12 protein-coding genes are annotated in these 22,244 nt (G+C 67.7%); 4 read left to right on the top strand and 8 right to left on the bottom strand.

Annotated elements, in window-relative coordinates:
- Positions 1-18: 18 nt before the first annotated feature.
- Positions 19-2,400, bottom strand: a complete 2,382-nt coding sequence (locus tag VGK32_05590; GenBank protein ID HEY3381221.1) for a winged helix-turn-helix domain-containing protein — start codon at positions 2,398-2,400, stop codon at positions 19-21.
- Between the two features lie 130 nt (positions 2,401-2,530).
- On the opposite strand from VGK32_05590, the gene VGK32_05585 reads away from it, so the two are divergent.
- On the top strand, positions 2,531-3,322 hold the full coding sequence (locus tag VGK32_05585) for a DUF4097 family beta strand repeat-containing protein (protein ID HEY3381220.1): 792 nt from the start codon (positions 2,531-2,533) through the stop codon (positions 3,320-3,322).
- 147 nt (positions 3,323-3,469) lie between these two features.
- On the opposite strand, the gene VGK32_05580 is transcribed toward VGK32_05585, so the two are convergent.
- The 3 genes from VGK32_05580 to VGK32_05570 form a co-directional block, all read right to left on the bottom strand.
- Entirely contained in the window at positions 3,470-4,885 is a 1,416-nt protein-coding gene (locus VGK32_05580; GenBank protein HEY3381219.1) for a Gfo/Idh/MocA family oxidoreductase, read from the bottom strand.
- Positions 4,886-4,943: 58 nt separating this feature from the next.
- The gene (locus tag VGK32_05575) at positions 4,944-5,177 is read right to left on the bottom strand and encodes a hypothetical protein (GenBank protein HEY3381218.1); all 234 of its coding nucleotides are present in this window, start codon (positions 5,175-5,177) and stop codon (positions 4,944-4,946) included.
- Positions 5,178-5,241: 64 nt separating this feature from the next.
- Positions 5,242-6,654 (bottom strand): hypothetical protein, encoded by a 1,413-nt coding sequence (locus tag VGK32_05570; protein ID HEY3381217.1) that lies wholly within the window; start codon positions 6,652-6,654, stop codon positions 5,242-5,244.
- A gap of 572 nt (positions 6,655-7,226) precedes the next feature.
- Here VGK32_05570 and VGK32_05565 point away from each other — a divergent pair.
- The gene (locus VGK32_05565; protein ID HEY3381216.1) at positions 7,227-9,623 is read left to right on the top strand and encodes a winged helix-turn-helix domain-containing protein; all 2,397 of its coding nucleotides are present in this window, start codon (positions 7,227-7,229) and stop codon (positions 9,621-9,623) included.
- A gap of 14 nt (positions 9,624-9,637) precedes the next feature.
- Here VGK32_05565 and VGK32_05560 read toward each other — a convergent pair whose 3' ends face one another.
- On the bottom strand, positions 9,638-12,277 hold the full coding sequence (locus VGK32_05560) for a carboxypeptidase regulatory-like domain-containing protein (GenBank protein HEY3381215.1): 2,640 nt from the start codon (positions 12,275-12,277) through the stop codon (positions 9,638-9,640).
- A gap of 28 nt (positions 12,278-12,305) precedes the next feature.
- Positions 12,306-13,325: a hypothetical protein gene (locus tag VGK32_05555; GenBank protein HEY3381214.1), complete on the bottom strand. Its 1,020-nt coding sequence runs from the start codon at positions 13,323-13,325 to the stop codon at positions 12,306-12,308.
- Between the two features lie 181 nt (positions 13,326-13,506).
- Between VGK32_05555 and VGK32_05550 the strand changes: the two genes are divergently transcribed.
- Both VGK32_05550 and VGK32_05545 read left to right on the top strand, forming a co-directional pair.
- The gene (locus VGK32_05550) at positions 13,507-15,480 is read left to right on the top strand and encodes a HAMP domain-containing sensor histidine kinase (GenBank protein ID HEY3381213.1); all 1,974 of its coding nucleotides are present in this window, start codon (positions 13,507-13,509) and stop codon (positions 15,478-15,480) included.
- A complete protein-coding gene (locus tag VGK32_05545) occupies positions 15,477-16,157 on the top strand; it encodes a response regulator transcription factor (protein ID HEY3381212.1) in 681 nt (226 codons plus the stop codon). Before VGK32_05550 ends, VGK32_05545 begins: the two co-directional genes overlap by 4 nt.
- A gap of 867 nt (positions 16,158-17,024) precedes the next feature.
- Here VGK32_05545 and VGK32_05540 read toward each other — a convergent pair.
- Positions 17,025-18,986 carry a response regulator gene (locus tag VGK32_05540; GenBank protein ID HEY3381211.1) on the bottom strand — a complete coding sequence of 654 codons (1,962 nt, stop codon included), beginning with the start codon at positions 18,984-18,986 and terminating at the stop codon, positions 17,025-17,027.
- A complete protein-coding gene (locus VGK32_05535; GenBank protein ID HEY3381210.1) occupies positions 18,983-22,237 on the bottom strand; it encodes a response regulator in 3,255 nt (1,084 codons plus the stop codon). Before VGK32_05535 ends, VGK32_05540 begins: the two co-directional genes overlap by 4 nt.
- Between the last annotated feature and the right edge of the window lie 7 nt (positions 22,238-22,244).

Below are 22,244 nucleotides of genomic sequence, written 5' to 3'. Positions count from 1 at the left end.
CTTTGCCCTGCGGCCCCGCTACTTCGGCAACGCCGCGTACTCGCGACGGGCTTCGAGCAGCACAGGCAGATCGGGATCCGCCTGGCGCCACCGTTCGAAGAACTGATCGTAGGTGCGGCGGCTGCCCGCCACGTCGCCCGCGCGGGCCAGCGTGCGCGCCAGGCCGAGCTCAGCGAAGGGCAGCAGCTTGCGACCGGAGTCGACGGTGGAATGAGCGAGGATCGTTTCGTACGCGAGGCGGGCCTTCGGCCAGTCGCCGACGAGGTAGTGTGCGTGCGCCCGCTCGAAGAGCGGAATGAACCCGTAGGCGAGTCCCAGTTCGAAGGGTTGCAGCGGCGCGAGCAATTCGATCGCCTGTTTCGCCCTGCCACGGCTGGCGGCAATGGCTGCCCGGTACGCGCGCGCGAGCGTCGCGCCGGGCTCCGACGCGCCCGGCCGACCCCTGCGCTCGAGCTGGTCCAGTAGGCTCTCGGCCCGACCGAATGCCCCGGCGGAGATGGCCACCTTGACCGCGTCGATCGTCCGATCGGGGCCGATGTTGTGTGCGAGTTCGGCGTCGACGCGTTGCATGGCCCGTGCCCCGAGTCCACACAACGCTTCGTACCTGGCGATCCGGAGCCGGTACATCGCCGCGCCCTCTGGAGCACCGCTCGTGTCGGCCAGCCGCTCGATTTGCTGCAACTGGTCGATGGCATCACCGAGACGGCCGCGATTCACCGACTCCTCGGCCTCGACGTCCAGCCAACTACCGGCCGCCTCGGGATGCCCGGCCGCCCAGCCGCGCTCCCGTGCCAGCAAGGCCTCGTCATTGGCCGCGAGCGCACATTGGAACAGGATGATATGGATTCTCGGCGTGGCCCCGCCGTTGGCGATCGCCGCCTCGGCGGCGTGTCTGGCTTCGACGAGTTGGTTCAGGTAGAGATGTGCCCTGGCCACGGCAACCAGGTTCATCGTGCTCTTCGGTTCGACGCCCAGCGCCTGGAGGGCTTCGGCCAGCGCCGCGTCGTATCGTCCGCTTTGCGTGTATTCATCGACCAATCCGCGACGAACCATCGCGCGCCGCGGGTACGAGCGCCTGAGCAACTCCAGTGCCTCGACCACCTTCGCTCGCTCACCTGTCACGTACTTGTGATACGACGCCTCGATTTCCAGCCGCTCGGGCACCGTGACGCGCTGCCGGAGCGCGTACGCCTTCTCGAATGCCGAGAAGCCTTCGGCTTCGGCGCTGGTGACGGTTCCCAGGCGGCTGTAGGCGAGCGCAAAATCCGGATCCAGCGACACGGCGTCCCGGTAGAACCCGAGGGCCAGATCCACTTGTCCCCGCTCCTTCGCCATGTCGCCCCGGCGCACCGCCCGGAGCGCCTCCAGCGAAGCGGTCGTGGCCTCGACGATCGGCACGTTGTAGCGCTCGAGAGACGCGGGCGACTCTCCAACGGCGAGGCGGATTTGGCCGGCCGCGCGCTGCAGCGCACCGAGCACGTCTTGTTTGCGCACGGTCGTCGCCTGTTGCCTGGCGAGCACGGCGCTGGTGCCGCAGGCGACCGCCTCGAGACCGATGACGTACTGCGGGCCCAGCCGGCTGATCGACGTGACGATGAGCGCCCGTCCACCTACCCGCTCGCAGACCTCCAAGCCGACTTCGCGCGTCAGCAGCGTCTCCGGCGGCCGCTTCATCATGCGCAGCACTTCGTGGACGCGCTCGGGCGACAGCAGGCCCAGATAGGGAGACTGTTCCAGCTGGATCGACAGCGCCAGCGGGATTGTCTCGTCGAACACGGCGTCGCCCGTCCGGTTCTCGAAGGCGAGCAACACCGGATCGCGTTCGGTCAGCACGCTGGCGGGCGTATGTGCCAGCACGGCGATCGCGATGATGGCCGCCGCCAGCAGCACCAGCACGATCGCCAGCAGGATCCAACGCCGGCCGACCGTCCGCCGCGCCTTGCCGTCGGGTTCTTCGACCTCCGGCGGCGGCGTCCCAATGTCCGGCGTGCGCGCCGCCGGATCCGGCCCTGGTGGAGCCTCCTTCGGTGCCGCACCCTCCTGCGGCTCCCGATCCAACCAGACCACGGGCGCGATCAACCGGTAGCCGCGCTTGGGAAATGTCTCGATGAAGCGCGGCTGCTGCGCGTCGTCCTGCAGGATCTGACGCAACTCGGCGACGCATCGCGACAGGCCCGACTCGGCGATGTACTGCCCGGGCCACACCTCGGCCAGGATCTCGTCTTTGAGCGCAATCTCGCCGGCATGTCGCGCGAGGCAGAGCAGCAGGTCGGCGAGTTGCGGACGCAGCTTGACGACGATGTCGCCTCTGGAGACGCGACAGGCCTTGGGTTCGACGAGCCAATCACCCAGCGTGAAGGGGTGCAGGCGGGGGACGTTGAGGGGAGTATCCGATGGCATGGTGCGTATGAGCGAAGCCTACTATACCCTCGTTGCCTCCGCGTGGTCACGAATCGACGCAGCGAACCTTTCCACGCTCCACGCCGTCTCTTGGAGGGATGGCGTCGGTGTTGCCAGGAGGGGGTGTGTGATGCGTCTTTGTGTGATTGTCGCGACGATCGCGCTGGTGTCAGGGTTGGCCCTTCCCGCCGCCGCCGACCAGTGGTCGAAGACCTATCCTGTCTCCGGCAGGCTGGATCTCATGACCTCGACAGGCGACGGCGATGTCCGGGTCGACGTCTGGGACGAGGCTCGCGTCGAGGCGCGCATCGACACGGTCGGTTACGAGATCAACAAGGACTTCCAGTTGATCGAGAGCCAATCCGGCAACCGGATTTCAATTGAACTCAAGTTCCCGCCCATGAACTGGGGCATCCACACCGGCCGGCACTCGGTGACCGTCACCTTGAAGGTTCCTCGCGAGGCGAATCTCGACCTGCACACCGGCGACGGCGGAGTGAGCGTTGCGGGTGCGAAGGGTGATGTCCGTCTCCACACCGGGGACGGCGGCATCGATGCCAAGGGGTTGGACGGGCGCCTCGTCGCTTCGACCGGCGACGGCCACATCACCGTCGAGGGGCGGTTCGACGCGCTGGACCTCCACACGGGTGACGGTTCCGTGGAGGCTGCCGCGAAGGCTGGTTCCACCGTCGCGGCCGCGTGGAGCGTCAGGACGGGAGACGGATCCGTGACCCTGCGTCTTCCAGGGGACTTCAAGGCCGACGTCGATGCCCGCACGGGTGACGGCCACATGACGCTCGACCTGCCGGTCGCCATTTCCGGTTCCGTGAACCGATCACACGTTCGAGGGACGCTCAACGGCGGTGGTGGGTCGGTGAACCTGCACACCGGCAACGGCTCAATCCGCCTGGAGCGGTACTGAGAGGCGGTTAGAAGCAGCGAAAGGTCGGCGACCTGCTGCCCCTGGACACGCTCGGTTTTCACGCGAGTACAGGCGTGTACAGCACGGTTGAATGAGTAGCACGGGCGTCCCGCCCGTGCCGCGGCGTCCCGCCCGTGCCGCGGCGTCTCAGCTCCGGTAGTACTCCTCCCAGCCCGCCCGTGGCGGCGGTCCGGCGAGCAGCGCGTTGGCGGCCGGATTGTCCCGGAATTCCCGGCGCAATGAATCGAAGGTCAACTGCCCCCCCAGACGCTGCGCGATCACGCCGAGGAGGAACACCTGCGTCAGCGGTCCGCCAATCTTGAACGGCGAACGGCTCTCCTCTTTGCCCTGGCACGCGAGAACGAAGTTCGCCTCGTGGTTCGAGAACGTGCCGACGACCTTCGGAATCGACGCAGCCATCTCACGCATGCGGTCGTCCGGGATGATGCGCAGCGTATCTCCGTGCGTGCCGCCCTTGAACACGAGATCCCTGCTGTAGATGAACTTGCCGCTGACCTGCGTCAGAGTGGCGCCGGGTCCGAGTTCTGCCGGCAGCGGCGGCCGATTGCTCAAGCCGTCGTACCAGAACACCTCGACCGGCGGCATCGTGGGCCTGGCCGCGAAATCGAAGCGGAGGGTGGACGCCTGCGGGAAGATGAACTCGCTCGACTCGTCGCGCCTGACGGCCTCGATGGTGTGCGGCAGCCCCAGATCGAGGAACTGGTGGGCCGTGTCGAGGATGTGCGGGCCCCAGTCACCGAGCGCGCCATTCCCGTAGGCGAACCACCCGCGCCAGTTCTGCGGGTGCAACCGCCTGCTGAATGGATGGGTGGGGCGCGCGGCGTGCCAGGCATCCCAGTCCATCCCCGGAGGCAGCGCCTCGCCCGACGGGAATCCGTCCACCTTCCACCCGTGCCACCGCCGCTCCGAGTTCTGGAACATGACGATCTTCGTCACGTCCTTGATGACGCCCGCCTGGGTCCACGCCCGGAACTGGAAGTAGTTGTTGCCGGAGTGGCCCTGGTTGCCCATCTGGGTGACCACGCCGGCCTTCGCGGCCGCCGCGATCAGGAGATCCACTTCCTGGAACGTGTGCGCGAGAGGCTTCTCCAGGTAGACGTGCTTGCCGAGCCGCATCGCGTGCATGGCCAGCGGGAAGTGCGAATGATCCGGCGTGGCGATCACGACGGCGTCGACCGACGCGCCCATCCTGTCGAACATTGCTCGGAAGTCGCGGAAGCGCGGCACCGAGGGATAGAGGCGCCGGGTCTCCTCCGTGTGGGGACCATCGACGTCCACATCGCAGAAGGCCGTGAAGTTCGCCATCCCCGTCTTGGCGAACGCCTTGACCATGTCGTTGCCGCGGTTGCCGATGCCGATGCATGCAAGGTTGAGCGGCCTGTCCGACGGTACGACGTGCGCCGGCGGCGAGGTCTGGCCCCACGCCCGGTCGGCTCCCAGCAGCAGGGCCGCGCCCGCGGCGATCGACGTCGACATGAATTGGCGGCGGTCGATTCCGCCGGCGGGCGAATCGACAGGCGAGGTTCGTCTTCTTCTATCCATCGCCATCATGCTACCGCAAACGGGCTGCAGCACCGCCTCCGCTCAAAAATCCGCGACACTACATGAAGCGGTGCACGCGGGCTTCGACTCGAATTCGTTTGCCCTGACGGTCGAGGACCAGCACCCGCACGTCGCCAGGTTTCCCACCAAGCGCATCGACGACGGTCCCCAGCGTCGCGGCTGAGACCGCGCCTTTGGCGTAGTCGATCTCGACCCGAAGTCCCTTGAGCGCGTTCGGCCCCAGGAAGCCAACGACCGGCTTGGCGGCCTTCTGCGAGTACCACGCTCCCAAGGTCCGTCTCGTTTGGGAACATGTTCGCGCAGCCAACGGCTCCCTCGGCCGGCGGCCGGCCCTCTCACCGTCGAGGAGACACGACGATGCGAAGCGTCTCACCCTCGGTGCGCACCTCCGCGTCGCGAAGCGTGATGCGCACGCCCTCGGTCTCGAGGGTGAGTCGGCCCTCACGACGCTCGACCGTTGGCGCCGTTCGCAGCCCCACGATCGAAGCCATCCGGATTCCCTCGCCGAGCGGATGACGGCCCGCCGGCCGCGTCAGCACGACCGTGCCGGCGAACGAGCCGCGTTCGTAGCCGGGATTGGTCACCTCGATCACGCCGTCCGCGCCGGAGAGTGTGAGGTAGCGGGGATGAGCCACCTCGCCCGCGTCGAGGACGAGCAGGTTGATCGGATCGAACCTCGTGACGCGCAACGGCTCGACGCCGCTCGCGATCTCAACGACGATGCGGGGTCCGGCACGGCCCTGGATTTCCTCACGCAAACGGCCCTGGCGGGCGGACAGTTCCGCGATGGCCGTCGCGGCGTGAACCTCGAAGCGCGACAACTCGGCCGCCGAGAATGCTGCCGGCCGTGCGCCTGATCGTGTGGCGGCTGCCTCGAGCAGACCGACCGTGGTCTGATCCGGCTCGGCGTCGATGCGATCTTTCCAGTCTGGCTGGAGCCGTTCGAGCAGCAGACAGACGGCAGCGCCCGAATCGTAGTACCGCCAGCGGATCTGATCCGCGGGTCGTTCGGTGCGAAGGCGAGCCGCGGTGGCCCCTGGCTTCTCGCCCACGACGACCCGCGCGACGCAGTTCGCCGTCCCTTCCATCATCTCGAGTCCGGTCTCGAACGCCCGGTCGTCGTCGGTCAGCCAGGCGTTCCGCTCGTGACGGAGCTGCAGCGCCAGCGCGACCCACGCGGCCGCCTGCCGCGCGCTGGCCGCCTCGAGCGCACGCGAGAGGGCCTCGTCTTCACCCAGCACGCGACGGAGATTCCGGTCGTCCTTGACCGGGTAGGCGTAGCGCGCCATCTCATTCGGGCGGAAGTTGGTGTGGCGGCGCAGCCAGAAGACGTGAAACACCTCCTCGACGTACGCGAGCAACGTGGAGTCTGGAGCCGGGCCTGGAGTTGCGATGACCGTGGCAGTGCGCACGCCCCCGATGTACACCGTCGAGTTGCCGACCACGGCCGGGTACCGGCCCGCGGCCACGAAGACGCCGGGCCGGCCGACGAGCGGCGTGAACTCGACCGGCGGGCTGGGATGACGGAGGAGGAACGTCTGCTTCCCGTCGAACACGGCGAGGGGCCAGTCCGACAGACGAAATCCAGGCCATGCCTGCCGCGTGTCAGCCTGGTCGATGGTACGCAGGATCGCGAAGACGTCGCCTTCGGACGCTTGTCCTCCCGTGGGCGGCGCAGCCGCGTGGTGTGCGCGGAGTGCCGGCAGCCCGATGCAGCACAGGACGAGAAGCAGATGCGCGCTGTTCATGGTCGTGATCATCCTGTGTGGACGGGGAGCCTGCGAGCCTCGCTACAGTGCCCACGCGTAACCCACCTTCACGAACACTGTCCGATCCTGCTGGCGAAGATCCACTCCCTGGATGCCAATCGCGTTGTCGGAATACCCGAGGAACAGCACGGCCTGGGGATTGAGCTTGTACGAGAAGAGAATTGGGAGAACAACCGGCGCGTGCGCGCCTCGACGGCGTACGTATGGAGCGTCGGATCGCGTGAGATGTCAGTGTACTGCAGGATCGCCCGGACGACGGTACGGACGTTGAGGTGGAAGACGGCCTCGAGCTGCACGAGGTATGCGCGGATTTCGGCGGGCCGGGGGTCGAAAGCGCGAACGGCCACGTAGAGGTTCGTCGCGTCGCAGGTCACCAGGCAGTCGGTCCTGATGGGACACGGAATGTTGTCGCCATCCAGCGTCGGGCCGGGCCAGAGGCTGCTACATCGGTGCTCGTTCGGGCCTCGAAACACGTTTGTTCGCCGGACCTGCCCGGGCTGTTCCCGGTGTCGTAAGCGGCAGAGGTATAGGATAGGCTTGGCTGAGGCCCTATGAACTCTTCGACCTCACGGCCCACCGCCCACGTCGGCTCCTTCACTGTTGGCGACTGGCTGGTTGACCCGAGGGAGTGCCGGGTCTTCCGAGGCGACACCGTCGAGAAACTGCGCCCGCAGTTGGTCGACCTGCTGATCTGTCTGGCGAAACGCCCGGGCGCCATCGTGCTCAGGGACGAAATCCTGAACGAGGTCTGGCAGGGACAGTTCATCGCCGAATCAGGCCTGTCGAGGTGCGTCGCCGAACTGCGCCAGGTCCTCCAGGACGACGCCCAGCAGCCACGCATCATCGAGACCATCCTCAAGCGCGGCTACCGAGTCATCGCGCCGGTCGTGTGGCTGGAGAGGGCGGCGCGGGCGGACGCCGCGCCGGACCAGTGTGAGCCGATCGGGTCTGGACCGGACCACCCGGAGGCGAGCGCGTCGCAGCCCGCCGCAACGCCGGCAACAGCCGGCACGGTACGGCGTTCAGCCTGGCGAGTGCGCGTGTCGATGGGTGTGGTGCTGGCTGCCGTGGTCATCGGCCTGGTGGCCGTCGCCCTGATGCCCCGCATACCGGCACGGGTGTTGACGGACAAGGACACGGTCCTGCTCGCGGACGTGCACAACACTACCCGCGACCGCGTCTTCGATGACACGTTGCGCCTCGCTCTCGCGGTGAATCTGGAGCAGGCCCCGTTCGTTCGCCTGCTGCCCCAGGAGGCCGCACGCGCCGCCCTCGTCCGGATGGGCCGGGCGCCGGACGACCGGGTCGTCGGGCCGCTGGCGCTGGACGTGTGCCGGCGCGAAGGGGCCACCGTGCTGCTGGCCGGCTCGATCGCACCGGTCGGATCCCGTTACGCGGTGGGCGTCGAGGCGATCGCGTGCGACTCCGGCGAGGCGCTGGGTCGGGCGCTCGAAGAGGTCGATCGCAAAGAACAGGTGCTCGGAGCGCTCGATCGAGGGGCAACGCAGATCCGGCGAAAGCTCGGAGAATCACGCGGCTCACTGCAGCGGCACGACGTCCCCCTCGTCCGGGCCACGACGCCGTCGCTCGAGGCGCTCAGGGCGCTCACCCTGGGCGACGATCACCGCGACCATGCGCGTCTCGGCGATGCGATCGCGCTCTATCGGCAGGCAACCGAGCTCGACCCGGCCTTTGCGCTCGCCTGGGCCCGGCGCGGCGCGGCCGCCCGCAATTTCGGCCTGAACGAAGAAGCGGTTCCCGCCCTTCGCCGGGCCTATGAACTCCGGGATCGGGTGAGCCAACCCGAGCGGTTCTATATCGAAGGACACTACTACCGCCTCGTTGCAGGGAATCCGCTGAAGGCCCTGGAGGTCTACCAGGCCTGGAAGGAGGTGTACCCGGGCTCACCCGTTCCGCCGACCAACCTTGCATCGATCTACTCGGACACGATGGGTCAGTACGATGCGGCCCTGATCGAGGCGCGCGAGGCGGTTCGCCTTGCCCGGTACAGCTCGCTGGCCTATTCCAACCTCGTCGAGGCGTGTCTGGGCTCTGGCCGAATGGCCGAGGCACGACAGGCGATTGCCGAGGCCATGAGCCGCGGCATCGGTGATCGGTTCATCCATCGTCACCTGTTGAACCTGGCTCTGTTCGATGGAGATCGAGCCGCCCTCGAGCAGGAGATCCGGTGGGCGTCCGGCGATCCGCTGACGGCGCTGCTCTCGCTGCGGCTCCGCGCGTCGGCGGCCATGGCTGGCGGGCGCTTGCGTGAGGCCCGGCGCCTGTGGCCGGAAACGCTCGCAAAGGCCGGCGAGATCGGGCCCGCGAAACGTGTTGCTGACATCCGAACCTACCAGGCTGAAGCCGAGGCGCTCGTTGGAGACGCCCGCGCGGCGCGGATCGCCGTGGACGCGGCCCTCGCCGCCGACGCCGGGACTGCCACGCTGCTGTCTTCGGCGAGCGCGTTGGCCCTGGTGGGCGATTCGGCTCGTGCCAGTGCCATCCTCGACGACGTGTCCCGACAGGCGGCGCCCGATCAGACCGAGTTGCTGGTCTGGCTTCAGGTGGCCCAGGCGCTCGTCGAGTCTTCCCTGGGGCACGGGGACATGGCCAGCCGAATCCTGCAACCGGTGGCTCGGTTCGAGCGGGGGGGCGAGTTTGGTCTCGTTCCGCTGGGAGCGCGCGGACTCGTCGAGTTCTCGGCGCGACGGTCGAAGGACGCGGCTGGTGCTTTCGAAGAGGTGATCCGCCTCCGTGCCGTTGCACCTGCGACACCGTGGGTGGCGTTCGCGCGGCTGGGGCTTGCGCGGGCCGTGCGGGAATCTGGCGACACGGTCCGAAGCCTGGCCGCGTACGATGCCTTTCTTGAATCGTGGAAGGACGCCGATCCGGATGCGCCGCTCCTGGCGGTGGCCCGGCGGGAGCGCGCGGCCCTCGCCCGACGATGAGATCGGCTGCTCCGCTAGAACGCGAACCTGACGCCCACCTGCAGCTTGCGCGGCTGCGAGGCGGCAATTGCACGTCCGAAGAAGGGCGATGTCATGACGAAGCTGTAGGCGGTGTAGTTCGCGCGGTTGAGCAGGTTCTGGACCGCCGCGTAGAACTCCACGCGGTACCGCTTGCCCGCCGCGCCGCCGCCGAAGGCGGGCGCCAGGCCGCCTCCGCCGCCCATCGCAATCCTCACCCCACCCTGGTCGCCGCCGGTCGGCCTCGGCTTGCCGAAGCCAATGGCATAGGACGCCCGGCCGCCGAGGTCCCACTGCCACGCGCCCCGCGCCGAGTTGCGGGCCGTGCCAGCCGGGCGATCGTTGAAGAGACCGTCCGCGTTGTCGTCGCGCCCCGTCGTCACGTTGTAGGGCATGCCGGACTGGCCGCGCAGGTTCAGTCCCACCGTCACGTTCCTGAAGGGCGAGGAACTGAACGACGTTCCGACACGGTGCCGGATGTCGCCACCCGACGGTCCCCACTCCGAAGCGAGGCTGTCGCCACCGGCCGGGATCGCGAAGGCCCCGGACGTGTTCGTCTCGTTCCGGCTCCAGTTGTAGTTCATCATCAGGAAGGTGCGCCGCCAGTCGGGGCGCACGAAACTGTAGAACACCCCGAAGGACTGCGAGCGCGATTCGGCGTCGGTCACGAGTTCCACGGTGTTCGCGAGATGCTGGTCGGGACGTACGCCGCCGATTGGGGCATTCAGGTTTCGACCACGCAGCAGGCCGCGTCCCCAGCCCCGCGAGTAGCTGAAGTTCAGGCGCCCGTTCTTGCTCACGGTCTGCTCGGCGCCGACGGTCAGGCGATGCGCCGTCGGAAGGTCGAGATCGTTCGACCACAGGTACCGATTGGTGGGCAGAGCCACGCCGGCGTCCCCCGGATCGGGAAACGACGGCCTGAAGACGTTGATCTCGCGCTGGCGGACCCCATCGATCAACAAGGTCTGTTTGTAGAGGTCGCTCGGGATCCAGTCGTAGAAGTACCCGTAGCTCCCGCGGACCGTGAACGTGCCGTTACGCCGGGGTGACCACGCCGCCGACATCCGCGGCGAGGCGTTCCATCGGTCGTCCACGTGCTGCTGCGCGCCGAACCGCATGCCTGGTGAGAGCAGCAGGCCTCGCGTGATGCGCCAGTCGTCCTGCAGGTACACGCCGGCCTGGATCGTCGAGTACTGGATGTTCGGCTCGCCGACCCGCCGCGTGAAGTTCGACGCCCGACCTGCCAGATAGTCGGCCATGCTGGCGAACGTGTAGGTGCCCAGGTAGTTCGTCGTGTCGTCGGACCTGAAGCGGCCGCCTTCGAGGAGGATGCCCGTGCGCCAGGAGTGGGCACCCTTGACGTAGTCGAGATCGGAGGCAAGTTCGAACTCGAACCCGCGTCGGCCGCCGCGCAGTTGCGCTCCGCCCGCCGTGAAGGCGTCCTGAACCCTGATCGTCGGCGATTCCACGGCAGAACGGCTTTCGGTGTCGGTCCACCGCAACTGGAGGCGCGAGTCGACGAACAGGCGTCGTCCGATCGGCCCGTTCTCGGAGAAGCGGAACGTGCTGGTCGAGACGTCCGTGTCGTATGCCCGGTCGAACAGGTTGTAGCCGCCCACGCCCAGGTTCCCCGACGTGCTGGCGTCGCGATCGAAGCTGGCGCGGAGGGCGTGGTCCTTGGTGATCGCGTGGTCGATCCTGGCCGTGACGTTGTAGCTGTCCCGCGGCTGCCTCAACGTCGCGGTCGTGGTCGATCCATCCGGCAACACCGCGAGCAGGTTCGGCGACGAGTACTGCGAACCGGCGCCGCCGTTGATCGAGAACGACGTCTTGTTGGGCCTGATGGTGCCCGACAGACCCCAGCCGAACTGACGCATCTGTTCCTGCGGCTTGTTCGGCGTGAACGCGTTGCGCGCGTTCAGCGCGTCGTCGAGGAAGTTGAAGTCCACGTTGCCCCGCAACGGACCGTTGCCGGGCATCGTCATGATGTCGATGAACATCATGCCCGTCATCCCGCCGTGATTCTGCGCCGCGAACATGTCGAGGCGCGGCAGGCGGATGGAACGAATCTGCGACTTGGGCGGCAGCTTGCCTCCGCTGAAGCCGTCCACGCGGATGGTCGAACCCGGGGGCGCCATCGCCTTCAGTGCGGCTTCCATCTCGTCAGGGTCGTCGGGAAGGGCGTCGATCTGTTCACGCGTCAGCACGCTGCTGAAGGCGCTGCCTCTGGGATCGAGCGAGGAGGACTGTCGGTCGCGGCTGACGGTCACGGCTTCGTCGAGCTTGCCGATCTGCAGTGTGACACGGCGGCGCGTATCGCCGCCGCGAACGCGGATGTCCCGCACAATCGCGGTGGCGAAGCCAGAGAATTCCACCTGAAGGGTATAGCGGCCATCGGGGAGCCCTTCGATGACCGCCACACCCTCGGCGCCGGTCATGACCGGCGCGAATGCGGGATCCGCGGCGGATCCGTCCTGCCGCATCACGGTGACGGTGGCCCGGGGGATCATGGCGTTCGTCTGATCGGCCACGGCAACGATCAGCCGACCCCGGCGCGTCTGGCCGTCGGCAGACGGGGAGGCCCCGAGCACCGCGACAAGTGCGCACACCATCGCGAGGAACGACGAACGAGACACGGGCCACTCCTTGGCTGGAATCACGGGGCTACTTGGAAACCTGAAATCTCTTGGCATCGATCTTCGGGTTGACCTTCAGCGTGTCGAAGATCATCTCCTCGGTGGTCTTGCCGTCGATCGACCGCTGGAACTTGTGGGGCAGCTTCACGCCGCCCGTGGACTGGTAGTCGGCGTAGTAGAGCCGGTACTCGACCGTGCGCCGGTTGGCCTCCGCCTCCTTGCGCTTCGCTTCGAGTTCCTTCAGCAGTTTCTCCCTTTCCTCCGGCGACGAGGGCGCGCCACCGGCGCCGTCGAAACGCTGCACGACCGTGCCGCCGCCGCCGACCGCAACCGGCCCGCCGGCCCCGGCGGGCACCGTCCCGCGCGGCCCCATCGTGATCGAGACAGGTTCCTTGTCCATCCAGCTGATCATCAGCGGCAGGTGCGTCTGCTGATCGACGAAGAGGCGGGCCTTGAAGTCGCCGTCGCCCTTGATGTCGAGGACGTCGGCTTTGCCGTCTGCCGACTCGGCCTCGCCGGCGTAGGTGAATTCGAGCGGGAACGAAGAGAGCGACGTGGCGAACATGCCGAGCGTCAGGCGCGCGAACTCGCGCTTGTTCTGGAGCAGCCGCATCCGGTCCAGTTCCGCCTTCTGTTCCGGTGTTGCCTTCTCCGGATCGATCGACGACCCGCCCGGCCCGGCGAAACGAATCACGACGTTGCCGCCAGCGAGGTTCGGTGGACGGTCGATTTCGTCGATCGGCTGACCGCCGTTGAACCCGGACATCCGGTAGATGCTCATGTTGCCCATCGCCACCATGGCCATGCGCATGAGGTACCTGTCGGGCAGATCCATCGACAGCTCGAACTCGCTCTCGCGCGTGTTGCCATCCGGGCCGGTTCGTAGCGAGCGCCCTTCAGCCGACAGCGTCTTGACCGCGGCGAGTTTCTCGCCGCCCAAGGCCTTGCGCACCTCCGACAGCACTCGAGCGGCGTCCTTGCCCTGGCCCGCGACGAGCGTCTCTGCCGCGATGACCGCGATCGCTGCGACCTTCACCATGGAATTCATGCCATCTGCCTCCATCAGGATCCTGTCCGCCGCTCTTCACCATCCTTGGACGAGCCATTCTGGCGTTTTGGCGCCGCGAGGTGGTTAAGCCCTCGTTAAGAGATCGTTAAGTACGTAAAGAGGTGTGAGATCGGCGGCCGGCCGGGGTCCTTCCGGAGTATCCGCGTAGTACACTTCGGCCATGCTGAGGCGACGCCTCCCGGTCGGAATCCTGCTGCCGGCGCTGCTCGTCGGACTGGTCGGTCTCCTGGCCGCGCTGCAGTACCGCTGGCTCGGGAAGGTGTCCGAGGCCGAACGCGATCAACTCAGTCGCTCGCTGACGCAGCGGGCGCGGGAGTTGGCCGACGACTTCGACCGCGAGATCACACGCCTCTACCTGGCCATGCAGACCTCGTGCGCCGGTCTGGCAGAGAAGGACGAACACGGGGTCGCCGCCGCCCTGGACGGCTGGCGCAACACGGCCCGCTATCCGAGGATGGTGCGCGGTGTGTTCCTGGCCGTGCCCGCGGACGGGCAGGTATCGCTGCGGCGATACAACTCGGAGGCGAAGGCATTCGAGCCAGGGCAGTCGGAGGCCTGGCCCCCGCACCTCGAACCGGTCCGCCGGGTCCTCGCGGCCACGACGACGCCCGAACCGGTGCTCCCGGCGCCCGCGGCGTCTGCGTTGCGCAACGGCAAGGTGCAAATCATCGCGATCTCACTGATGCCGGTCGTGGCCGATGCCCCGGCGCTCGTGATTCCGCTCGCGCGCCCATTTGCGAACGTGACGGGAAGCATCAGGGGTGAGGCGGTCGTCCGCTCGGAGGCCGACCCCAACAGGCGCCGCCTTGTCGAGATGATGCGTTCGTCCCTCGTCGTCGATCTCGATCGAGAGTACCTCGCGAACGTCGTCCTGCCGGCGCTGGCGGACCGCTACTTCCCGCGCGAAGGGTCAGACGGATACCGGCTTGCCGTGACGACCGGTTCGGGAGCGCGAATCTTCCAGCGAGGTTTTCCGAACGGCGCCGCCGTCGCGGCCGAGCGTGCGGATGTGGCGATGCCGATCTTCACGCTGCGCGCGGACTTGATGGCCGAGGCCCTGCGGATCGAGGCCGGAACGACACCGCCTGGCCAGATGATCTCAGCTGAGGCCAGAGCGCCGAAAGGCCCGGGGGACGGCGCGGTCACACGGTTCTCGCTGCTGATGGACGCGAGGTCCGTGAGCGGGCGCGACGGCTCCCCATCGGCCGTCCGTGCCCGCGTCCTGCCGCCCCGCGGGGGATGGCGCCTGGTGCTCCAGCACGGTTCGGGATCCCTGGACGCGGCCGTGTCCCAGGCGCGACGGCGAAACCTCTGGCTGAGTTTCGGCATCCTGGCGGTCCTAGCGGCCGGTGTCGCGCTGGTGATGATCAATGCCCGGCGGGCGGGGCAACTGGCCGCGCGTCAGATGGACTTCGTGGCGACGGTATCGCATGAACTGCGAACGCCGCTCGCGGTGATCCGATCGGCGGCACAGAACCTCTCGGCGGGGGTGGTTGCCGATCCGGCGCAGGCGAAGCGCTATGGCGATCTCATCGAGGGCGAAGGCCGGCGGCTGACCGACATGGTCGAACAGGTGCTCGATTACGCCGGTTTGGAGGGACAGCGGCGCGTCCGGTCGCCACGGGAGGTCGATATCGCTGCGCTCGTCGAGGATGTCGCGGCGTCGTGCCGGCCGTCCTGTGAGGCAGCCGGATGCGCGCTCGAGGTCGACCTCGGCGAACCCGACGAGGAGGTGCCGGCGGTGATGGGAGACGAAGCCGCCATCGGTCGCGCGGTGGCCAACCTCATCACGAACGCGGCGAAACATGGTGTCGATGGCCGATGGATCGGGGTGAAGGTCTCGTCAGGCCCTGGGGACGGAGGCCGCGAGGTGCAGGTGAGCGTGAGCGACCGCGGCCGTGGCATCGACGTGGCGGATCTGTCGCACGTGTTCGAGCCATTCCGGCGGGGCAGGCACGCGATCGCGCAGCAGATCCACGGTAACGGTCTGGGCCTCAGCCTGGTGAAGCGGATTGTCGAGGCTCACGGCGGCCGGGTGACCGTCAGGTCGTCGCCCGGCGAGGGGGCCACGTTCGTGATCAGCCTGCCCGCTCGGTCAGCGCCGGCAGACGCCGTCGCGGGGAGTCAGCCGTGAAACGGATCCTTCTGGTCGAGGACGAACCAGGACTCGTCCTCACGCTGACCGACCGTCTCCGCGCCGAAGGTTACGATGTCACGTCGGCCATGGATGGCCGCGCCGGCCTGGCCCTCGCCGAGCGCGAGGCGTGGGACGTCATCCTCCTCGACGTGATGCTGCCCGGCATGAGCGGCTTCGACGTCTGCCGCGACCTGCGCCAACGGGGCATCGCCACGCCGGTGATCATGCTGACGGCGCGCGGCCAGGTCGTCGACAAAGTGCTGGGGCTCAAGCTCGGGGCCGACGACTATCTGACCAAGCCGTTCGACATGATGGAACTGCTGGCGCGAATCGAGGTGCAGCTGCGCCGGACGACGCCGTCGACGTCAGATGCGGGGCACCTGCGTTTCGGCGACGTCGTCGTGGACACACGCAAGGCCGAAGTGACGCGCGCTGGCGCCGTGGTCGACGTGTCCGCGCGAGAGTTCCTGCTGTTGAAATACTTCATCGAGCATCGCGGCGAGACGTTGAGCCGCGACCAACTGCTGAACGATGTCTGGGGGTATCACTCGATGCCCTCCACGCGCACGGTCGACGTCCACGTGGCGTGGCTGCGGCAGAAGATCGAGGCCAGCCCTCGGCACCCGCAGTTCATCCTCACGATCCACGGGCTCGGGTACAGATTCGCCGGGTAGCGCTCACTGTCGTTTCCCGATGACGTCGAGGATCTGGCGAAATGCGGCCTCTCCTCGCAGTGACTCCAGGTCCGAGTCACCATCCACTCGACCGCTCGGGCACAGACTGCTTCTGGCGGCCAATCGTGGCCGCCCTCGAACAGCTCGAACCGATGCAGGAGCCCAAGCTTCCCGAACACCTGGTCCAGTTCCTTCAGTTCCGGGTAGTTGAAGTCATCGGTGCCGGCCGCCGTGAAATACGCGAACGGCACCGAGGCGGACGGCGCGACGCCCGCCGGGAATCCGGCCCCGAATCCAATGACCCCAGCCACCTGTCCCTTCATCGCCAACCCGGCCATCACCGCCACGCGCGCGCCCCCGGAGAAACCAGTGACGTACACACGCTGGTGATCCAGCGAGAAACGGGCACGCGTATCGGCCAGCATGGCGTTGATCGCATCCTGGGCGATGGTGAGCGGGCCATTGTGCGAGTTGTTCGAACCCACCACGATGAAGCCGTATGTCTCTGCGGCGCCCCTGAACCGCTCGACGGGCAGCCGACCCCTGGCGCCAGCGTCGAACGCGTAGAGGATTGGCCACTGCCGATCGGTCGAATAGCCGGATGGGAGGTAGAGCGCGTAACTCTGGCTGGCGTTCCCTCGACAGATCACCTTGTCGACGATGGTGCCTCGGGGCAGTTCCTGGGCGGGCGAGGCGAGCAGGTGTGGCGGGCAGAGCAGTATGGCGAACAGGACGTGAACCAGCACGGCGACCTCCAGCAAGGAGACATCGGCCCGACAGCGCGATCGTCTGGTATTTGCCGGTAGGAGCCCCGACGCGACGTCGCCGCCCGGTCCTGGCGCTTCCATTGCCGCTCGGTGTTCGGGCTCAGTCTGCTGTCGAGTCCCCGCGAGCGAGGATCTCGCCGATGGTCCGGCGAAGTTCGGCCACGGCGTACGGCTTGAATGCCACGCCACACGCACCGAGCGCGAGGGCCCGCTCGGTGACATCATCTCCGCCGAATCCGGTCGCAACGAGGACCGTTGCCGTCGGGTGCGCCTCGCGCAGACGTTTCAGGCACTCCCAGCCGCCTATGCCAGGCATCCCCAAGTCGAGAATCACGAGGTCCGGGGGCGTGGGCGCTTCGCCGTAGATCTGAAGCCCTGACTCGCCATCCGCCGCCGTCACGACCGAGAACCCGATTCGCGTCAGCGCGTGTTGCAGGAAGTTGCGTATCGCCGGCTCATCGTCGACGACCAGGATCGTCCTGGAGACGCCCACCTGCGGCGCTGACGGCCGGCGCTCGGCCGCCGGGGTGACCGCCCGTGCCGGTTTCGCGGCTGGCAGGTACAACGTGAATACGGTGCCCTTGCCAGGCTCGCTCGTGCAGGCGATCCCGCCCCCATGACTCCGCATGATGCCGTAGACAACGGACAGTCCGAGCCCCGGGCCGGAGCCGGCCTCCCTGGTCGTGAAGAACGGCTCGTACATCTGCTCCATGGTCTCGCGGTTCATGCCGTGCCCGGTGTCGGCCACTGCGATCGACACGAGGTCGCCCGACGGCGCGCCCGGCGCCACCGGCGGTTCGTCGGGACCCACGTGGCGGGTACCGACCCGGATGGTCAGCCGGCCGCCGTCCGGCATCGCCTGTGACGCGTTGATCACGAGATTCACGATCGCCTGCTGCAATTGTCCGGGGTCGGCATCCACGATGGTGGGTGCCGACGCCAGGAAGGTCTCGACCCACACGCCGACGGGCAAGAGACGCTCCAGCATCCGGTGAACGCTGGCCACTGCCTTGTTCGCGTCGGTCGGTTCCTTGTGGCATTTCGCCGCACCGTGACGACTGAACGTCAGCAGTTGCCCGATGAGCGCGCTGCCGCGACCCGCGGCTTCGCGAATCTGAGTCAGGCTCGGGATCTGGCGGCCGGGCGCGAGATCGGCCTCGATGAGGTCGGCGTGCCCGAGGACAATGTGCAACAGGTTGTTGAGGTCGTGGGCCATTCCGCCCGCCAGCTTCCCGACCGCCTCCAGTTTTTGCTGCTGGCGGACCGCCGATTCCAGGCGCCGTTCGTTGGTCAGGTCCCGCGCCACGTGGACGACCTGTACGATCGATCCCCCGTCTCCGGTCACGGGCGCCGTCTCCACCCGCCAGATGCGCTCCAACCGGCCGCAGGTCAGTTCAACGGTCGCGCTTCGACCGGTCGCGAGCGTTTCCCTGGCCGGAGCCTCCGCTTGCTCGCCAGCGGGCCCTGGGAAGAGACCCTGCAACGACGCGCCGCCAATCGCCTCGGCCGGGCCACCGAACAACCCGACGGCCGCAGCATTGGCCTGGACGATGTGCAGCGTGGGATCGAGGACCGTGACGACGTCGCGGATCGCGTTGAACGTCTTCTCCCAGGTGTCCCGCGCCCGCCGGTTCTCGGCCTCCTCCTTCCGAAGGTCTCGCGCGACCTTTGCGGCGCGGAGCATGTACCGCACGTGGTGGGCTTCGTTGATCCAGTTGAGCGGCTTGGTCGCGAACGCGGTGGCACCGGCTTCGAACGCCCGGTTGATCGACTCGGCGTCGTCGAGCGAGGTCATCATGAGGACCGGCACATCTTCGGTACCGGGTACCCGGCGCAGGCGGGCGCAGAATTCGAACCCCCCGATTCCCGGCATCAGGACGTCGAGAATGACGAGGTCTGGAAGGCCCGACGCGGTGGCGGCCCAGGCGGGCTCAGCGGCGGAGAAGACTCTGACGTCGAAGCCCTCGGCTCGCAGGATCTCCTCACCCAGCAACAGCACCGTCTCATCGTCGTCGATCAGCCAGACCCGGCTGGAATTCGTGTTGGGGCGACCGCTGTTCATGAGCGTTCCTCGTGCGAGATGACGACGGGTTCGAAGCCGACTTCTGCGAACACGCTGGCCAGGACGCCGACCCGGTCGACCAGATCCTGATAGAGCGGCGCGATCCCGGCGAGATCGTGCCGGCGCGCCAGGTCTTCGACGCGCGCGGCCAGCGTCCGGATTTCCGCGGCGGCGACATTGGCGGCGGCCCCCTTCAGTCGGTGAGACGTTGCGCGCAGACTGTCGGCGTCGCCGTCCATGATGCCCGCCGCGAGTTCTCGTAGATCCCCGGCCGCCTGTTCGGCGAACTTCCGCACCAGCCGATCGGCCAGTGGCCGCTTGTTCATGCAGCGGCGCAGCAGTTCCTCGTCGTCGATCCCGGGCAGGGCGGTCGGAGCGACCGTCGGCGCAAGCTGCGCGGGCCGCACCACCCATTTGCTCACGGCGTCCGCAAGACGCTCGGGCTCGAGCGGCTTCGAGAGGTAGTCGTCCATCCCGGCCTGCAGACACCGGTCACGGTCGCCAGACATGGCGTGGGCCGTGAGCGCCACGATCGGCATGCGTGGCCGCCCGGTGGACGCCTCCCACGCGCGGATCTGGCGCGACGCTTCATAGCCGTCCATCTCAGGCATCTGGCAGTCCATCAGGACGATGTCGGCACCGTCACGCTGTGCCGCCTCGAGCGCGTCACGCCCGTTCCGCACCCGGATGCACTGGTAGCCGAGTTCGGCCAACACCTCCGCGGCGAACTCCTGGTTGACCTCGTTGTCCTCGGCGAGGATGACCGTGGCCGCGCGCGATCCGGCCGCCACCACCCGGGCTTGCCGAATCGCCGGCCGCGTCGTGTGAAGCGCTGCGGGCTGGTGGTTCGCGGCCCGCACGATGGCGTTGTAGAGATCCGAGCGGCGTATTGGTTTGGCGAGAAATCCCGAGAACAGGTCCGCGGCGGCGTCCTCGTGGTCGGCCAGTCGCGAGAAGCTGCTGAGTAGAATCAGGCCGGGGTTGCCCAGTTCCGGCTCAGCCCTGATGGTCCTTGCGAGCGCGAGCCCGTCCTGGCCGGGCATTTGCCAGTCGATCACGACGACTCTGAACGGCTGTCCGCCCGCGGCCGCGGTTCGGAGCCGCACGAGCGCTTCGGGCGCGTTTGCGGCCTCCTCTGGGCGCCCCTTCCATGAGACCACGCACTCGCGTACGGTTTCGCGCGACGGCGCGCTGTCGTCCACGATCAAGATGGGCAGCCCGACCGGCTGGACGAGTTGGCGCCTGCTCACCGAACTGGCGGCCGGCCTGAAGGTCGCGGTGAACCAGAACGTGGATCCCCGCCCCACCTCGCTCTGGACGCCGATCTCACCGTCCATGAGCCGGCACAGCTCACGCGAGATGGTCAGGCCGAGGCCTGTGCCACCGTGGGCGCGCGTCATCGATGCGTCGCCCTGGGAGAACGAGTCGAAGATGATCGCCTGCTGCTCGGGTGGAACACCGCACCCGGTATCGCGCACCTCGAACCGGAGTCGGACGGCGTCGGCGGTCAGTGTGTCCGCGCGGACCCGCGCGACGACCTCGCCGCGGCTCGTGAACTTCATGGCGTTGCCGACCAGATTGATGAGGATCTGCGACAGGCGGTCGGCATCACCAATGACGTCGGCCGGCACGTCGTCGTCAACCAGGTACGCCAGCTCGAGGCTCTTCTCGTCCGCTTTGCCGGCGAAAATCCGGACGGCCCGATCCATCACCTCGGGAACTGAGAAGACCGCTGCCTCCAGTTCCAGCCGGCCCGCCTCGATCTTGGAGAAATCGAGCACCTCGCCGACCACCGACAGCAGCGCCTGCGCCGAACTCAGGGCGTTGGCGGCGTAGCGTTCCTGGCGGGGCGTCATGGTGGTGCGCTGGAGCAGGTGCAGCATGCCCATCACACCGTTGATCGGCGTACGAATTTCGTGGCTCATGTTCGCCAGGAACTGCGACTTGGCCCGGCTGGCTGACTCGGCCGCATCCCTGGTGATCACGAGGGCCTCGCGCGCCCGCTGGCGTTCGATAGCCGACCCGAGCGTATCCGCGGTCGCGCGCAGCAGGCTGACCTCCGTGTCGGACCACGTGCGCTCGCGCTGGGCGTCGACAATCGTCAGGGCGCCCCAGCACCGACCGCCGACCATCACCGGTACCGGCAGCAGTGAGCGGGCCCCGAGCATCGCCAGCACGTCCGGGCTGTCTCCACTCCCGATCGGCCCGGGCGCGGCATGGCACGTGGTCGCGCCGTGCGCCGTCTCACCGGTGTCCAGTTGCAGAGCCCGCAACGGAACGGTTGCGCCGGCGGAGGGCGACTCCGGCATCCCGGGTCTGGCCCAGCTCACGCGCCAGGCCGCGACCTGGTTGTGCTGGTCGTCGTCGAGAATCTCGAACAGCGTCAAGCGATCGACGCCAAGCGCGGAGCCGACGCTCTCCAGCACGCTGTCCGCCGCGTCGCGCCAGTTGTCGGCCGCCAGAAACTGCTCGGCGGCGAAACGCACGCTGTGCAGCACGCGATCGCGCGCGACGAGGGACTGCGTCATCTGGTGGAAGCTCCGGGCCAGATCCCCGACCTCGTCACGCGAGGTTGACGAGACCGCGACCGAGAGGTCTCCCCTGGCCACCTGCTGCACCGCGTCCTGCAGGCTCAGGATCGGATTGGTGAGCTGCCGCGCGTAGACGTACGACGCAACGAGGGCGACGAGAACGCAGAACAGCGCGGCCAGTGCCGTCCGCCGGTACAGCGCGGCCACGCTGTCGTCGTACGCGTCGAGCGAGAGGCCGATGTGGATCCACCCCCACGCGATGCCAGAGTAGGCGAACGGCGTGGTGTAGTGGTAGACCTGTCCGTCGACGGTCGGGACCGCGCGAATCACGCCGGTTGACTCGTTGCCAGTCGGCCGCCAGATCCCGTCGAGCCGATCCTCGTGCCAATCCGATTGCCGGTGCACGAGCGAGAAGCCGTCGCCCCTTCGGGTCAGGACCAGGTACCGTATCGACGGGTCGTGCCTCAACACGGTCGTGCAATAGTCGACGACCGTCGTGAAGTCCTCGGACACCGCGGAGCTGGCGGCAATGCTCTGGAGCGAGGCCGAGATGCCGGTTGCCTTCGATTCCAGGTTGCGCAGGAAGACAGCCTTCTCGGCCGGGATGATGACGGCGATGAACAGCACGAGGCTGACGAGTGTCCCGAGCCACGACACCAATGCCGTGCGTGCGAGAATGCCGAGACGGCGTCGTCGAGGCGGCGGGGTCGGGCTCTGCATTGCCGTT

The sequence above is a fragment of the Vicinamibacterales bacterium genome, from assembly GCA_036504215.1.
Taxonomy (GTDB): Bacteria; Acidobacteriota; Vicinamibacteria; order Vicinamibacterales; family Fen-181; genus FEN-299.
This window is presented reverse-complemented; position numbering and strand designations above follow the sequence as displayed.

Coding starts and splice junctions, on each gene's coding strand:
- VGK32_05590 (HEY3381221.1), bottom strand. CDS start 2,400: ATGCCATCGGATACTCCCCTCAACGTCCCCCGCCTGCACCCCTTCACG.
- VGK32_05585 (HEY3381220.1), top strand. CDS start 2,531: ATGCGTCTTTGTGTGATTGTCGCGACGATCGCGCTGGTGTCAGGGTTG.
- VGK32_05580 (HEY3381219.1), bottom strand. CDS start 4,885: ATGGATAGAAGAAGACGAACCTCGCCTGTCGATTCGCCCGCCGGCGGA.
- VGK32_05570 (HEY3381217.1), bottom strand. CDS start 6,654: ATGAACAGCGCGCATCTGCTTCTCGTCCTGTGCTGCATCGGGCTGCCG.
- VGK32_05565 (HEY3381216.1), top strand. CDS start 7,227: ATGAACTCTTCGACCTCACGGCCCACCGCCCACGTCGGCTCCTTCACT.
- VGK32_05555 (HEY3381214.1), bottom strand. CDS start 13,325: ATGAATTCCATGGTGAAGGTCGCAGCGATCGCGGTCATCGCGGCAGAG.
- VGK32_05550 (HEY3381213.1), top strand. CDS start 13,507: ATGCTGAGGCGACGCCTCCCGGTCGGAATCCTGCTGCCGGCGCTGCTC.
- VGK32_05540 (HEY3381211.1), bottom strand. CDS start 18,986: ATGAACAGCGGTCGCCCCAACACGAATTCCAGCCGGGTCTGGCTGATC.
- VGK32_05535 (HEY3381210.1), bottom strand. CDS start 22,237: ATGCAGAGCCCGACCCCGCCGCCTCGACGACGCCGTCTCGGCATTCTC.